This is a genomic window from uncultured Allofournierella sp., from assembly GCA_944382705.1.
Taxonomy (GTDB): domain Bacteria; phylum Bacillota; class Clostridia; order Oscillospirales; family Ruminococcaceae; genus Allofournierella.
On sequence record CALWNE010000048.1, the window covers coordinates 1 to 14,334 of the forward strand.

The following is a 14,334-nucleotide window of genomic DNA, read 5'->3' on the forward strand; positions in this document are numbered from 1 at the left end:
CGGGGATTTTCAGTCCCCTGCTCTACCAACTGAGCTACAGAGGCGTTTTTTGGTGGAAGTTACAGGGCTCGAACCTGTGACCCTCTGCTTGTAAGGCAGATGCTCTCCCAGCTGAGCTAAACTTCCAAGCAAAAAATGGAGCGGCTTACGAGGATCGAACTCGCTACCTCCACCTTGGCAAGGTGGCGCTCTACCAGATGAGCTAAAGCCGCGTATTAAATTGGTCGGAGTGGCGGGATTCGAACCCACGGCATCCTGCTCCCAAAGCAGGCGCGCTACCAGCTGCGCTACACCCCGTCGTTAGGGCCCCTGTCGTTGGTGCTTGTTTAGTATACTTGATTTTTGGCCAACTGTCAACAGGTTTTTTAAAAAAATTTCAAAAAAAGTTTTTGAACCCCTGATTTTTGGCTTTGCAAAGCCATTTTTTAGAGGTGCAAATTTTAAAATTCATCAGTGTTTGGGCTATTCCTGGCTGATTTCTGCCCCTGCTTCCTCATTTTTGATTTCCCAATGAATCAAAAATGTAAGGGCTGCCCGCAACGCAATGATGGCCGCCACAATCAGAATTTCGCTCAGCTCCCGCACCACCACGGTACGCAGAATTTCGCTGCCCAGCTTAAATTCCAGGCCCATCGCCATGCCCTTTGCCAGCCGCAGCCGTGTAAGGGCGTCTCGCCGCAGATAATTGTAGATACCCCGTACACCGGCAGCAATGATTACCGCCACCCCCATAAACTCAAACAGCAGGATAGCCGCTTCCACAATGGTTTCCAGCATCGTATGCAGCAACTCCAAGCCAGACCGCCTCCTTTTTATATAAAGTATTTATATTGTAACACAAAAGTTTTCCCTGGCAACAGCAGTTTTGCCTGGCTGGCCACTTCCATGACTTTGTTACAGACATACCCACCCCTTTTGGTATATTGTAACCATAGCAAGCAAATACTGTTTCAAATTCCCCCGGCGTTATATTCCTTTGCCGGGCAGCAACGAGGAGGAACCCATTATGGCAATGTTTACGCTCACCACCGCTTCCTTTGAGGAGCAGGTTATTCAAGCCGCCAATCCTGTTCTGGTGGAGTTCACCGCTCCCTGGTGCGGCTACTGCCGCCGCCTGGCCCCGGTGCTGGACCGGATGAAGGACGAGGCCGGTATGCCTGACATCGGCACCATTGATATTGACCAGGAGCCCGCTTTGGCCGAACGCTACCACATCGACACCATTCCCACCCTGCTTTTGTTCCGCAACGGCGTACCCGGCCCGGCTCTGGTAGCCCCCGGCACCGCTGCCCAGATTAAAAGCTGGCTGGCCAACCAGGAGGTGTAACCATGGAACAGAAACTCTGGGACACGGTCATCATTGGCGGCGGCCCGGCAGGCTACTCTGCCGCACTGTACTGCGTGCGGGCCGGTTTTTCCACCCTGGTGGTGGAGATGCTCAGCGCAGGCGGCCAGATGGCCACCACCACTGCCATCGAAAACTACCCCGGCTTTGTGGAAAGTGTGGACGGCTTTGAGCTGGCCATGACCATGCAGCAGCAGGCAGAAAAGCACGGCAGCCAGACCCTGTACGCCCAGGTAACTGCCGTGCAGCTGGAAGGCCCCGAAAAGCTGCTGGAAACTACCGAGGGCCCCGTGCGGGCCAAAACCGTGATTCTGGCCACCGGTGCGGACCCCCGTATGCTGGGGCTGGAGCAGGAAGCCCAGCTTCGCGGCCGGGGCGTGGCCTACTGCGCCACCTGCGACGGCGGCTTTTACCGGGGCAAAACGGTAGCGGTGGCAGGTGGCGGCAACTCTGCTGCCGAGGACGCCCTCACCCTGTCCAAACTGTGCAGCAAGGTGTACCTTGTGCACCGGCGGGACCAGCTTAGTGCCACCCGCAGCTATCTGGAGCCCTTGCAGCGGGCCAACAACATTGAGTTTGTGTTCAACAAGCAGATTACCGCACTGGAGCAGGACCAAAAGCTCACCGGCCTGCGCCTGAAGGACACCCAGACCGGTGAGGAAAGCCTGCTGGAGGTGGACGGTCTGTTTGTGGCCATTGGCCGGGTACCCAACACCTGGCTGGTGAAAGACCAGCTGGAACTGGATGCCCAGGGCTACATCCTTGCGGACGAAACCACCCGCACCAGCCTGCCGGGCGTGTTCGCCATTGGTGATGTGCGCACCAAACCCCTGCGTCAGGTGGTTACCGCCGTGGCAGACGGCGCTGTGGCCAGCAAGTTTGTGGAAGAATACCTGGCACTGGAAAGCCACTAATCCTATTAAAAACGGTTTTAAAACAAGGAACACCCGGATGAACCAAGGGTTCATCCGGGTGTTCCTTTGCGTAAAGCTGCCCTGTAAAGGTTTGCAGGGGATTAGCAGTACAGGCCGTTTGCCTGCATATACTCGGAAATGCGCTTGCCGTGCTGCTGTTCCTGCTGCTGGATGGCGGCCAGGGTCTGGCGGGCCTGGGGATCAGAAAATTCAAACACGGCAGTGTTGTACACGCCGGATACGAATTTTTCGGTGGAAAGCAGGTCGCTGAGCAGATAGCCGTCACTCTTTTTCTCGGCACGGCTGGCCTGGGACTTCAAATCCTCCGGCTGCTGGGGCTTTGCCTTTTTTTCGGACTGGGGTTTCATGGCAGGGACGGTGCCGCTGAGCATCTGGGTTACAGTATCGTAGTGATTGCGTTCTGCCTGTTCCAGCTCGGTAAAAATCTGGCGGAGCTTGGGGTCACAGGCGGCCTCCGCTGCCTTCTGATATTTCTCGGCGCAGAGTTTTTCCTCGTTTTGCAGGTCCTTGAGCAGACTCTGCTCTTTTTTGGTCAGGGTCATAGCGGTATCCTCCTTCGGGCATGGATTTGCCGTAGGCCGTGAATCGATGGCCTGGCAGAGATAGTATCCCCCCGGCATTCTTTTAATATACCCTTTGCCATTCAGCCAACTTCTTACAAAGGCTTAACAGTTTTATGCTTTTTCCGGCGGGGATGTTACGGTATAATAAATTTCGTAAAGAACAAGAGCCAGTAACCAGCATGGAAGGAGAACGCCATGATTACCCCCCATACCATTAAAGACAATAAGCAGATTTTGACCTATATCCGCCGGGCAGACGAAACCCTGGGCGCCATGGGCTTTACCGAACACAGCACCGCCCATGTGTGCCGTGTGGCCCATTTTGCGGAAAAAATCCTCACCACCCTCCATTACCCCCAGCGCACCTGCCAGCTGGCCTGGATTGCAGGGTATATGCACGACATTGGCAATGTAATCAACCGCATCGATCACGCCCAGTCCGGTGCTATTATGGCCTTCCGTATTCTGGACAATCTGGGTATGGAGGCGGACGAAATCGCCACCATTTGCTCCGCCATCGGCAACCACGATGAGCACACTGCCTACCCGGTAAACCCGGTGGCCGCCGCCCTGATTCTGGCCGACAAAACCGATGTGCGCCGCAGCCGTGTGCGCACCAAGGACCCCAGCCAGTTCGACATCCACGACCGGGTAAACTATGCGGTGGAAAAAGCCTGCACCACCCTCACCGAGGACGGTGCCCTGCTGCTGGATTTGACCATTGACACCAGCATTTCCCCGGTGCTGGATTACTTTGAAATTTTTATGGAACGAATGGTGCTCTGCCGCAAGGCCGCCGCCAAACTGAACCTGACCTTCCGCCTGGTCATCAACGGCCAGTCGGTGCTGTAACTTCCCTTTTCCTCACATACAAAGGCATCCCCCTGCCCGGCAGCTGCTGCCAGGCAGGGGGATGCTGTTTTTTATGGGTTGAGGAGCAGGTGGCAGCCGCCGGTTATTCCGGTGCCTTCATGCTTTCCACCATATCGATGTTCTTCAGCTTGTGGTGCATCACCAGGTTCACCAAAAAGCTGAACAGCAGGGTGAGCAGTGCACTGTACACATAGCTCATGGCCTTAACCGCCCGGCCAAACATGACCTCATCCACCTCCACCGAGTGGATGATAAACTGATGCAGCACAATGCCCAGCAGCAAGCCTGCCAGGGTGCCAATCACCGACAGCACCAGGGATTCACGGTAGACATAGGCGGAAACCTCGTTGTCAAAAAAGCCCAGCACCTTAATGGTGGCAATTTCCTTGGTGCGCTCGCTGATGTTGATGTTGGTGAGGTTGTACAGCACCACAAAGGCCAGCAAACCTGCACACACAATGAGCACCACCACAATCACATCAATTTTTTCCAGCATGGACACAAAGCTTACCTTCACATCCTCCACAAAGCTCACGCCGGACACGCCGTCCAGTTCCAGCAGGCGGCTGGCTAAATCCTCCCGGATTTCCTGCTGGCTGCGCTCCTCACCCTGGGGCAGATGCACCAAAAGGGTGGTAAACTCAGGGGCGTGACCAAACTGGCTTTCGTAGGTATCGGCACTGAGGTAAACATAGTTTTCCAGGTAGTTTTCCGCAATGCCATCCACCCGGAAACTGCCTTCGTTGCCGTCCCGGTCTTGGATGGTGAGGGTATCACCCACCGAAAGCCCCGCCCGTTCGCTGAACTTTTCGGTAATGACCACCCCATCCAGCGAGAAATCCACCTTGTTGCCGGTGGTGCGCTCCCGCAGGGTTACAAAGCGGCTCATCTGGCCCTCATTCTCCGGCACAAACAGATAGGCGGAAAGTTCCTTTCCGTCACCCAAATCCACCGTGCCTTTTTGCTGGCTCACTGCCATCCAGTCCTGCACCAGGCTGCCGTCAGTAAGAACCTGCTGTACCGCTGCATCCTCCACATCCTCTGGGTCGGATACACCGATGATGCCATCGTAGCTGAAAATACTGCCGTACTGGGTGTACACAATGTCGCTGATGGAGTCGTGCAGGCCAAAGCCAGACACCAGCAGACCGGTACAGCCTGCAATGCCGATTACCGTCATAAAGAACCGCTTTTTGTAGCGGAACAGGTTGCGGGCTGTTACCTTGTGGGTAAACTTCATCCGTTTCCATACCGGAGTAATCCGCTCCAGCAGAATGCGCTTGCCTGCCTTGGGGGCTTTGGGCAGCATGAGGGCTGCCGGCACCTCCATCAAGCTGCCCCAGCAGGCACTGAGGGTGGCAAACAGGGTGCACGCAATGGCTGCGCCTGCCGCAATGGCCGACACAACAGGATTAAACAAACAGTACATCTTTGGCAGATAGTACATACTGGAATAAGCATTCCAGATAACGCTGGGGAACAAATTCAGGCCCACCAGCAAACCTACCACACAGCCAGCCAGGGTTGCGCTCATGGCATAAGCCACATACTTGGCCGCAATGGCCGGGCGGCTGTAACCCAATGCTGCCATGGTGCCAATTTGCAGGCGTTCCTCCTCCACCATGCGGGTCATGGTGGTTAAAGCCACCAGCGCCGCCACTGCAAAAAAGAAGGTGGGGAACACGCCGGCCACCGCCTCCACCTTTTCCACATTGGCTTTCAGGGAGGCAACGCTCACATTCTGGTCCCGGGTGAGTACATACCATTCCGGTTCCTTCATTTCATCAATCTGCTTTTGGGCGTCCTCCAGCTGCTGGCGGGCGTCCTCCAACTGGGCCAGAGCATCCTCCTTTTGGGTGGCATACTCCTGCTCGCCCTTTTGCAGTTCCTGTTCTGCATCCGCCAGCTCCTGCTGGCCCTGGGTCAGCTGCTGCTGGCCATCCTCCAGTTTTTGCTGGGCCAAATCCAGCTGGAGTTTTGCCAGCTCCGGCGCCAGGGAAAGCTGGGTTTTACCTTCGGCAAGCTGTTTTTCGCCTTCTACAATCTGCTTGCGGGCTTCCTCCAGCTGCGCCTTGGCCTGGTCCAGCTGTTTTTGGCCTTCTTCCAGCTTGGGCTCGTTTTCTGCAATCTGGGCCTTGGCCTGGTCCAGCTGCTGGCGGGTTTGTTCAATTTGCAGCTTGGTCTGCTGAACCTGCTCCTGGGCAGCGTCCGCCTGCTGCCGGGCCTGATTGGCTGACCGGCGGCTGGTCTCGGCGGCAGACTGGGCAGCTACTGCCTGGGCATCCAGCTGGTTAAGGCGGCTTTCCTCCGCTTGCACCGCTGCCTTGGCAGCGTCACGGGCTGCAATCAGCGCAGGGGCCGCCGGGTCGGACTGGGCCCATTCCTCCTCGGTCTTTTCGCCCCGGGCGGCATCGATGGCGGCCTGCGCCTGGTTGTACTGCTCCTGCAACTGGGGCAGCTGGGAGTTCTGCCGCTCCTGCTGGGCCGTTTGCTGGGCCTGCTGGGCCAGCTCCTCCATAGACTGGGCCGTCTCCTCTGCTGCCAGGGCCGTTTCTTCCTGGGTCTGGGCAGTCTGCTCCAGGCGGGGCAGCGTCTGTTCGGCTGCTTGCAGTACAGGCTCCAGCACCTGCACCAGCTGCTTGGCCTGCTCCAGCTGCTGACGGCCTTCGTCCAGGGCCTCCTGCTGGGCCTCCACCTCTTTTACCCCTGCCTCATACTGGGAGCGGGCCTCAATCAGCTGTGCTTCGCCCTGGCTTACCTTATTTTGGGCATCGGTAAGGGTTTGGGGCAGCTGCTCTTTCTGGCGGTCCAGTTCTTTCTGGCCGCTTTCCAGCTTGCTTTCCGCCTGCTCCAGCTCTTTTTTGCCATCCTCCAGCTGCTGGCGGCCATCCTCCAGCTGCTGCTGGGCATCCTCCAGCTTTTCGTCCGCTTCCTTCTTTGCGTCCTCGTACTCCTTGCGGGCATCGGCCAGCTGGGTCTGCGCCTCTTCCTTTACCTGCGCAAAACGGATGGGCGCCCGTTCATCTCCAATGTCCTCCACCTGCTGGGCAATATCCTCCACCAGGTCCTGGTAGGCTTGCTCCATGCTGTTGTAGCTTTGGGCATCCTTAATGCGCACAAACAAATCCGTCCACACCGGCAGGTCAAAGTTTTCCTCCCCGGTGTAGAGCACCAAATCCAGGGTTCCATCCCCCACGGTGGCACTATCCCGCTCCATGGCAAAGTAGGCACTGCTCTGCACAATGCCCACCACCTTCATTTCGGTGGAGTGGAAGCTGCTGCCTCCCTGGTCCGGGTCGGGGAAGATGATGGTGTCCCCCACCTCCACCGGGTTGCTGTAAAGGCTGCTGCCCCGGTCCAGCACGCATTCATCGGCTTTTACCGGCAGGCGGCCTTCCAGCACCGTCAGCCGGTTGATGTATTGTTCCGGCTCCTTTTCCTCCATGCGCTGGGTGGGAATGCTTTGAATGCGGGCTACCAGCACATCGCCGCCGTGTGTTTGAACCAGGGCTTCGGCGGTGTAGGCCGGCATAACTTCCTCCACCTGGTCCAGGGCCTGCACCGCCTGAATGTCCTCATCGGTCAGGCCCATGGTTCCCACAATGCGCAGGTCAAACAGATGGGTTTCGTCAAAAAAACGGTCCGCAGAATAGCGCATATCCGGAGTGGCGGAAAGCAAGCCCGCCAAAAAGCCAACGCCCAATGCCACAATGGCAAAGATGGCCATAAACCGGCTTGCGCTTTGGCGCACGGTGCGCCAGATACTTTTGCGATAGCTTTTCATGCCTTACCACTCAATCCTTTCCACCGGTACCGGATTCTCGTTTACTTCCATGGCGGCTACCTGACCGTTGCGGATGTGAATTACCCGGTCGGCCATGGCCGTAAGGGCAGAGTTGTGGGTAATTACAATCACCGTGCGGCCGGTTTTGCGGCAGGTATCCTGCAATAGCTTGAGCACCTGCTTGCCGGTGTTGTAGTCCAGTGCGCCGGTGGGTTCGTCGCACAGCAGGATTTTGGGGTTTTTGGCCAGGGCACGGGCAATGGAAACACGCTGCTGCTCGCCGCCGGACATCTGGGCCGGAAAGTTGTTGATACGGTGGCCCAGGCCCACCAGCTCCAGGGTTTTATCCGCAGGCAGGGGGTCCTTACTGATTTCGTTGGCAAGCTCCACATTTTCCAGCGCGGTGAGGTTTTGCACCAGGTTGTAAAACTGGAACACAAAGCCCACATCATACCGCCGGTATTGGGTAAGCTGGCGGGCGTTGTAGGCACTGATTTCCTGCCCATCCAAAAAGATTTTGCCTTCGTCGCAGCTGTCCATGCCGCCCAGCATATTCAGCACTGTGGTTTTGCCTGCGCCGGAGGGGCCCACGATGATGCAGAACTCCCCTTTTTCGATGGCAAAATTAATATGATTGGCAGCCGCAATGCGGTTTTCACCCATCTGGTAATACTTGCACACATCCCGAAACTCCACAAAATGTTCGCTCATAGGTTTGCTCCTTTATATATGCCGGGCCAAAGAAGTCCGGCGGTGTGTTACATTTGTTACTGTTACACTTGTAACATCTTTTCTAATGTGATATTATAACAACAACTTTTAAGGAACACAACCCTGCCTTAAAAAGTTAGACAAACACCTGTTTTTTGTTGCATAGCCGTAAATTTTTAATGGAGGTGTGTGCGTTATGCCCCAATCCCAGGTTAAAACATCTCTTCGCTCCAAAAGGTTGTTGGCCCAGGGGCTTTTGCAGCTGATGGAGCAGCAGCCCTACGAACAAATCACCATTACCCAAATCTGCCAGCAGGCCCAGCTGGTACGCCAGACCTTTTACCGTAATTTTGCCAGCAAAGAGGAAGTTTTGCTGTTTTACTGCCAGGATTTATTTGAGGGCTTTTGTTCTCTGTTTCCCAAAGGGGTGGCCGTACCCAGCCCGGATATGTACCAGTTTGTATACAGCAGTCTGGAGTACATCACAGCCCGCCGTCAGGTGCTGGTGCTGCTGGAGCGCAATGGGCTGCTGGGCTTGCTGCAATCCTTTTTGGGGCAGGCACTGGACCAGCTGATTCCTTTGGATGAACTCTGCCGCCAGTTTCAGCTAGAGGTACCGGTGCGCTATCTGCGCAGCTACATTCCTTCGGTGTTCTGCTGCCTGCTTCAGGAGTGGGTGCGGGGCGGCTTTGCCGAGGACCTGCATACCCTCACCCGGCTCATCTGCCGCTGCTTTGCAGGCTTCCAAATTCCGGAATGCACTCCGGAAGGCCAGTAGCCTGCCTGCGGCAATTAAACGGATAAAGCCGCCCGGCTTCTGGGGATTTTCCCAGGGCCGGGCGGCTTTTTCGTTTCTTTTTAAAAGAGGCTGGGTTTTCCACAAACAGAGGGTGTTCCTGTGGAAAACCTCGCTTCATGGCTGTGGATTACACGCTCAGTTCTGCGTGCTGGCCGGCGTACTCCGGGTGGGCTTTCAGTACGGGGATGATAACCTCCTCCAGGAACTCATCCACCTGCTGGGCACTGCGGCCGGTAAACAGCTCCGGCACCAGCACCTGTTCCAGTTCCTCCAGGCTCAGGCCAAAGCTCTCGTCGGCGGCCACACGCTGGAGCAGGTCGTTGGGGTTGCCTTCCTCCTTTACCTGGGCAGCAGCGGCCAGGGCGTGCAGGCGCAGCTTTTCGTGCAGCTCCTGACGGTCGCCGCCCTTCTTAACGGCGCTCATCATGATGTTTTCCGAAGCCATGAAAGGCAGTTCTGCCATTACACGGCTGCGAATTACCTTGGGGTATACCACCAGACCGTCGCAGACATTCAGCAGGATGTTCAGGATGGCATCCGCCGCCAAAAAGGCTTCGGCCACTGCAATGCGCTTGTTTGCGGAATCGTCCAGAGTGCGCTCAAACCACTGGGTGCCAGCGGTGAAGGCGGGGTTCAGCACATCCACCATCAGGTAGCGGGCCAGGGCGCATACACGCTCGCTGCGCATGGGGTTGCGCTTGTAGGGCATGGCAGAGGAACCAATCTGCTGCTTTTCAAAGGGTTCCTCCATCTCCTTGAAGTTTGCCAGAATCCGCAAATCGGTGCACATCTTCATGGCACTCTGGGCCAGGCCGCTGAGAGCACTCAGCACCTGGAAATCCACCTTGCGGCTGTAAGTCTGGCCGGAAACAGGCACCACCTTGCTAAAGCCCATCTCCGCTGCAATGGAAGCCTCCACCGCCTTAATGCGGGCACTGTCCCCCTCAAACAGCTCCACAAAGCTGGCCTGGGTACCGGTGGTTCCCTTGCTGCCCAGCAGAGCCAGACCCTCCATCCGGGCGGTAATTTCCTGGTAGTCCATGTACAGCTCGTTCATCCACAGGGTGGCACGCTTGCCCACGGTGGTAAGCTGGGCGGGCTGCAGGTGGGTGTAGGCCAGGCAGGGCATCTCCTTGTACTGCTGGGCAAACTGGGCCAGCAGACCCAGCACACCCACCAGCTTTTTCTGTACCAGGGCAAGGCCCTCCTTCATTACCAGCACATCGGTGTTGTCGCCCACATAGCAGCTGGTTGCACCCAGGTGGATGATGCCCTTTGCATCGGGGCATTGCAGACCGTAGGCGTACACATGACTCATGACATCGTGACGACACTCCTTCTCCCGGCGGATGGCATCCTCGTAGTTGATGTCATCTTTATGGGCCTCCAACTGAGCAATCTGTGCATCGGTAATGGCCAGACCTGCCGCCTGCTCGGCCTTGGCCAGGGCAATCCACAAACGCCGCCAGGTGCGGAACTTGTTATCCTCCGAAAAGATATACTGCATTTCCTTGGAGGCATAGCGGGTTTCAAAGGGAGAGATGTATTTATCGTGAGACATGGAAAGAATCCACCTTTCTAGAGGTTTGAGTTGCCGGCGGCAGCGCTTGGCTGCCCTGCCGCCGGGTTGCATTACAGTTTAAAGTAATCCACGCCGCCTTCAAACAGGGGCTGGTATTTGTTGCCGGGTACATTCTTGTAAAGGTTCTGGCCGCTGCGCTCGGTGTGGCCCATCTTGCCCAGCACACGGCCATCCGGGCTGGTGATGCCCTCAATGGCCAGCAGGCTGCCGTTGGGGTTGCAGCAAAGGTCCATGGTGGGGTTGCCCTCGTGGTCCACATACTGGGTAGCCACCTGACCGGCTGCAATCAGCTGGGCTGCCAGCTGGGGACTGGCCACAAAACGGCCTTCGCCATGGCTGATGGCAATGGTGTGCACCTCGTCCACCTGGCAGCGGGACAGCCAGGGGCTCAGGTTGGAGGCAATGCGCGTGTCCACCAACATACTCTGGTGGCGGCCCACCGTATTGAAGGTAAGGGTGGGACAGTCCGGGGTGATGGGACGAATCTCGCCGTAGGGCACAAGACCCAGCTTAATGAGCGCCTGGAAGCCGTTGCAGATGCCCAGCATCAGGCCATCCCGCTGGTGCAGCAAGCGATGCACGGCGTCGGTTACGGCGGGGTTGCGCAGGAATGCCGCAATGAACTTTGCGCTGCCGTCCGGCTCGTCGCCGCCGGAGAAGCCACCGGGCAGCATCACAATCTGGCTCTCCTCAATGGCCTGCTCCAGCGCCTTGCAGCTTTCTGCAATGGAGGCAGGGGTCAGGTTGTTGATAACCAGAATCCGGGGGTCGGCACCGGCACGGGCAAAGGCCCTTGCCGTATCGTACTCGCAGTTGGTGCCGGGGAACACCGGAATAATCACCCGGGGCTTGGCAATGCCCACCGCAGGGGCCTTGCGCTGGGTGCATTCAAAACGGATAGGCTCCACGGTGGGGCCTTGCTTGCGGTAGGGGAACACCGGCTCCAGCTTGCCCTCCCAGGCCTGCTGTAAATCGGCCAGTTCCAGCCGCTCGCCGCCCATTTCCAGCGTATACTCCTGGGATACATAGCCCAGCAGCTCCCCTTCCTGCACGGTTTCATCCACCTCCAGCAAAAAGCTGCCGTAGGCAGGCCGGAACAGGCTTTCGGGGTTCACCTGGCTGTCCAGACGCAGGCCCAGCCGGTTGCCCAGGGTCATCTTGAACAAACCCTCCGCAGCACAGCCATAGCCGGGGGTCCAGGCGGCCCGTACCAGCCCCTGGTCCATCAGCTCCTGCACCTTGCGGAACACCTGTTTCAGGCTGGCGGCGGTGGGCCGCAGGTCGGTGTAGTCCGGCTTGAGCCAGATTACCTTGCTGCCTGCCTGCTTGAATTCCGGGCTCACCACTCGCTTGGCACTGCCGATGGCAGTGGCAAAGCTCACCAGCGTGGGGGGCACATCCAGCTGTTCAAAACTGCCGGACATACTGTCCTTACCGCCAATGGCCCCAATGCCCAGGTCGGTCTGTGCCATGAGAGCACCCAGCAGGGCCGCAAAGGGCTTGCCCCAGCGCTGGGGGTCGGTGCCCAGCCGCTCAAAATATTCCTGGAAGGTCAGGTAGGCGTCCTCAAAGCAAAAGCCGCTGGCCACCAGTTTGGCCACACTTTCCACCACTGCCAAGTAAGCACCGCTGTACTGCTTTTTTTCCATAAGATAGGGGTTAAAGCCCCAGGCCATGCCGCTGCAGGTATCGGTTTCGCCCTCCACCGGCAGCTTGGCTGCCATGGCCTGTGCAGGGGTCAGCTGACAGCGGCCGCCAAAGGGCATGAGCACGGTGGCCGCACCAATGGTGGAGTCAAACCGCTCGGCCAGGCCCTTTTTGCCGCACACATTCAGGTCGGTGACCAGTGCCTGCATCCGCTGGGCCCAGGTGTCGCCTGCCCAGCTTACATTGTAGTCCTGGCAGTCGTACACCAGCACCTTGGTGTGCTTTTCGGCACCGTTGGAATTCAAAAATTCCCGGCTCACATCCACAATGGTATCCCCCCGCCAGGTCATGGTAAGGCGAGGCTCCTGGGTTACATGGGCCACCACGGCTGCTTCCAGATTTTCTTCCCAGGCCAGCTGGAAGAACTGCTCCACATCCTGGGGAGCCAGCACCACCGCCATCCGCTCCTGGCTTTCGCTGATGGCCAGCTCGGTGCCGTCCAGACCCTCATATTTTTTAGGCACCCGGTCCAGGTCGATGGCCAGTCCATCGGCCAGCTCGCCAATGGCAACGGATACGCCGCCCGCCCCAAAGTCATTGCATCGTTTAATGAGCCGGGCGGCTTCGGGGCGGCGGAACAACCGCTGGAGCTTGCGCTCCACCGGTGCGTTGCCCTTTTGCACCTCTGCGCCGCAGGTTTCCAGGCTTTCCACCTTGTGGGCCTTGGAGGAACCGGTGGCGCCGCCGCAGCCGTCACGGCCGGTGGCACCGCCCAGCAGCACCACCACATCGCCGGGCAGGGGTGTTTCCCTCCGCACATTGGCGGCAGGGGCAGCACCCACCACAGCGCCGATTTCCATCCGCTTGGCCACATAGCCAGGGTGATACAGCTCGTCCACCTGGCCGGTGGCCAGGCCAATCTGGTTGCCATAGCTGGAGTAGCCTGCCGCCGCCGTGGTTACCAGCTTGCGCTGGGGCAGCTTGCCGGGCAGGGTCTGGCTCACAGGGGTCAAGGGGTCGGCAGCGCCGGTTACACGCATGGCTTGGTACACATAGCTTCGGCCGCTCAGGGGGTCCCGGATGGCACCGCCAATGCAGGTGGCCGCACCGCCAAAGGGCTCAATCTCGGTGGGGTGGTTGTGGGTTTCGTTTTTGAACAGGTAAAGCCAGTCCTGCTGTTGGCCGTCCACATCACATTTGATTTTTACGGTGCAGGCGTTGATTTCCTCGGATTCATCCAGATTTTTCAGCTTGCCGATGCTTTTAAGGTACTTGGCGCCGATGGTGGCCAGGTCCATAAGACACATCTTCTTTTTATCCCGGTCTGCATACACCACCTTGCGCATGGCCAGATAGTGATCAAAGGCTTTCTGCACCTGCACATCCTGAATCTGCACCTCGTCCAGAATGGTGCCAAAGGTGGTGTGGCGGCAATGGTCCGACCAATAGGTGTCAATCATCCGCAGTTCGGTGATGGTGGGGTCCCGCTCCTCGGTGCAAAAATACTGCTGGCAGAACCGAATGTCTGCCAGATCCATGGCCAGGCCCTTGCAGGCAATCAGCTGGGCAAGGCTCTCCTCATCCAGTTCCCGAAAGCCCTCCAGCACCTCCACCGGCTGGGGTTCGGGGTAGTCCATGTGGAGGGTCTCCTTCCGGTCCAGCTGGGCCAGCCGGGCTTCCACCGGGTTGATAACATAGCTTTGGATGCGGGCCACCTGCTCCTGGGTCAGCTGGCCTTCCAGCAGGTAGACCCGGGCGCTGCGCACGGTGGGCCGCTCTCCCTGGCTGATGAGCTGGATGCACTCCTGGGCACTGGCAGCCCGCTGGTCAAACTGGCCGGGCAGGTATTCCACTGCAAAGCGCACCGCACCCTGGGGGCAGTGGTCATAGGTATCGTCCACCGGGGGTTCGCTGAATACGGTGGTGCGGCAGGCATCAAACAGCTGCTGGGACACCCCTTCCACATCGTAGCGGTTCAGCAGCCGCAGGCCGGTGAGCTGCTCCATGCCCAGCAGGGTGCGCAGCTCGGCCAGCAGGGCGGTTGCCTCTTGCTGAAACCCAGGCTTTTTTTCCACATAAATACGGTATACCATGG

General features: G+C 57.9%; 10 protein-coding genes and 3 tRNA genes. 4 read left to right on the forward strand and 9 right to left on the reverse strand.

Features of this window, described 5'->3' with window-relative positions; genetic code table 11:
* Positions 1–50: 50 nt before the first annotated feature.
* The 4 genes from ACH2EM_RS07210 to ACH2EM_RS07225 form a co-directional block, all read right to left on the reverse strand.
* Positions 51–126: transfer RNA gene (locus ACH2EM_RS07210), tRNA-Val, on the reverse strand.
* A gap of 10 nt (positions 127–136) precedes the next feature.
* A tRNA-Gly gene (locus ACH2EM_RS07215) sits at positions 137–212 on the reverse strand.
* A 9-nt stretch (positions 213–221) separates the two neighbouring features.
* Positions 222–297: transfer RNA gene (locus ACH2EM_RS07220), tRNA-Pro, on the reverse strand.
* Positions 298–462: 165 nt separating this feature from the next.
* Positions 463–795 (reverse strand): DUF1622 domain-containing protein, encoded by a 333-nt coding sequence (locus tag ACH2EM_RS07225; RefSeq protein WP_395151462.1) that lies wholly within the window; start codon positions 793–795, stop codon positions 463–465.
* 211 nt (positions 796–1,006) lie between these two features.
* Between ACH2EM_RS07225 and ACH2EM_RS07230 the strand changes: the two genes are divergently transcribed.
* Both ACH2EM_RS07230 and trxB read left to right on the forward strand, forming a co-directional pair.
* Positions 1,007–1,327, forward strand: a complete 321-nt coding sequence (locus tag ACH2EM_RS07230; protein ID WP_395151463.1) for a thioredoxin family protein — start codon at positions 1,007–1,009, stop codon at positions 1,325–1,327.
* Between the two features lie 2 nt (positions 1,328–1,329).
* A complete protein-coding gene (trxB, locus tag ACH2EM_RS07235) occupies positions 1,330–2,259 on the forward strand; it encodes a thioredoxin-disulfide reductase (protein ID WP_395151464.1) in 930 nt (309 codons plus the stop codon).
* A gap of 101 nt (positions 2,260–2,360) precedes the next feature.
* Here trxB and ACH2EM_RS07240 read toward each other — a convergent pair whose 3' ends face one another.
* Positions 2,361–2,822, reverse strand: a complete 462-nt coding sequence (locus tag ACH2EM_RS07240; RefSeq protein ID WP_395151465.1) for a spore coat protein — start codon at positions 2,820–2,822, stop codon at positions 2,361–2,363.
* Between the two features lie 216 nt (positions 2,823–3,038).
* Here ACH2EM_RS07240 and ACH2EM_RS07245 point away from each other — a divergent pair, with 216 nt between their 5' ends.
* A complete protein-coding gene (locus ACH2EM_RS07245; RefSeq protein WP_395151466.1) occupies positions 3,039–3,695 on the forward strand; it encodes an HD domain-containing protein in 657 nt (218 codons plus the stop codon).
* A 103-nt stretch (positions 3,696–3,798) separates the two neighbouring features.
* On the opposite strand, the gene ACH2EM_RS07250 is transcribed toward ACH2EM_RS07245, so the two are convergent.
* Positions 3,799–7,500: an FtsX-like permease family protein gene (locus tag ACH2EM_RS07250; RefSeq protein WP_395151467.1), complete on the reverse strand. Its 3,702-nt coding sequence runs from the start codon at positions 7,498–7,500 to the stop codon at positions 3,799–3,801.
* Between the two features lie 3 nt (positions 7,501–7,503).
* Positions 7,504–8,211, reverse strand: coding sequence for an ABC transporter ATP-binding protein (locus tag ACH2EM_RS07255; protein WP_395151468.1), 708 nt, complete (start codon positions 8,209–8,211; stop codon positions 7,504–7,506).
* A gap of 196 nt (positions 8,212–8,407) precedes the next feature.
* Between ACH2EM_RS07255 and ACH2EM_RS07260 the strand changes: the two genes are divergently transcribed.
* Positions 8,408–8,989, forward strand: coding sequence for a TetR/AcrR family transcriptional regulator (locus tag ACH2EM_RS07260; protein WP_395151469.1), 582 nt, complete (start codon positions 8,408–8,410; stop codon positions 8,987–8,989).
* Positions 8,990–9,137: 148 nt separating this feature from the next.
* On the opposite strand, the gene purB is transcribed toward ACH2EM_RS07260, so the two are convergent.
* Together purB and ACH2EM_RS07270 are read right to left on the reverse strand one after the other, a co-directional pair.
* Complete coding sequence (gene purB / locus ACH2EM_RS07265) at positions 9,138–10,571, reverse strand: adenylosuccinate lyase (protein ID WP_395151470.1); 1,434 nt, start codon at positions 10,569–10,571, stop codon at positions 9,138–9,140.
* A gap of 71 nt (positions 10,572–10,642) precedes the next feature.
* Complete coding sequence (locus ACH2EM_RS07270; RefSeq protein ID WP_395151471.1) at positions 10,643–14,332, reverse strand: phosphoribosylformylglycinamidine synthase; 3,690 nt, start codon at positions 14,330–14,332, stop codon at positions 10,643–10,645.
* Positions 14,333–14,334 lie beyond the last annotated feature (2 nt).

Excerpts from the sequence above, each read along its gene's own strand:
- ACH2EM_RS07230 (WP_395151463.1), top strand. The coding sequence starts at position 1,007 with ATGGCAATGTTTACGCTCACCACCGCTTCCTTTGAGGAGCAGGTTATT.
- trxB (WP_395151464.1), top strand. The coding sequence starts at position 1,330 with ATGGAACAGAAACTCTGGGACACGGTCATCATTGGCGGCGGCCCGGCA.
- ACH2EM_RS07240 (WP_395151465.1), bottom strand. The coding sequence starts at position 2,822 with ATGACCCTGACCAAAAAAGAGCAGAGTCTGCTCAAGGACCTGCAAAAC.
- ACH2EM_RS07245 (WP_395151466.1), top strand. The coding sequence starts at position 3,039 with ATGATTACCCCCCATACCATTAAAGACAATAAGCAGATTTTGACCTAT.
- ACH2EM_RS07250 (WP_395151467.1), bottom strand. The coding sequence starts at position 7,500 with ATGAAAAGCTATCGCAAAAGTATCTGGCGCACCGTGCGCCAAAGCGCA.
- ACH2EM_RS07255 (WP_395151468.1), bottom strand. The coding sequence starts at position 8,211 with ATGAGCGAACATTTTGTGGAGTTTCGGGATGTGTGCAAGTATTACCAG.
- ACH2EM_RS07260 (WP_395151469.1), top strand. The coding sequence starts at position 8,408 with ATGCCCCAATCCCAGGTTAAAACATCTCTTCGCTCCAAAAGGTTGTTG.
- purB (WP_395151470.1), bottom strand. The coding sequence starts at position 10,571 with ATGTCTCACGATAAATACATCTCTCCCTTTGAAACCCGCTATGCCTCC.
- ACH2EM_RS07270 (WP_395151471.1), bottom strand. The coding sequence starts at position 14,332 with ATGGTATACCGTATTTATGTGGAAAAAAAGCCTGGGTTTCAGCAAGAG.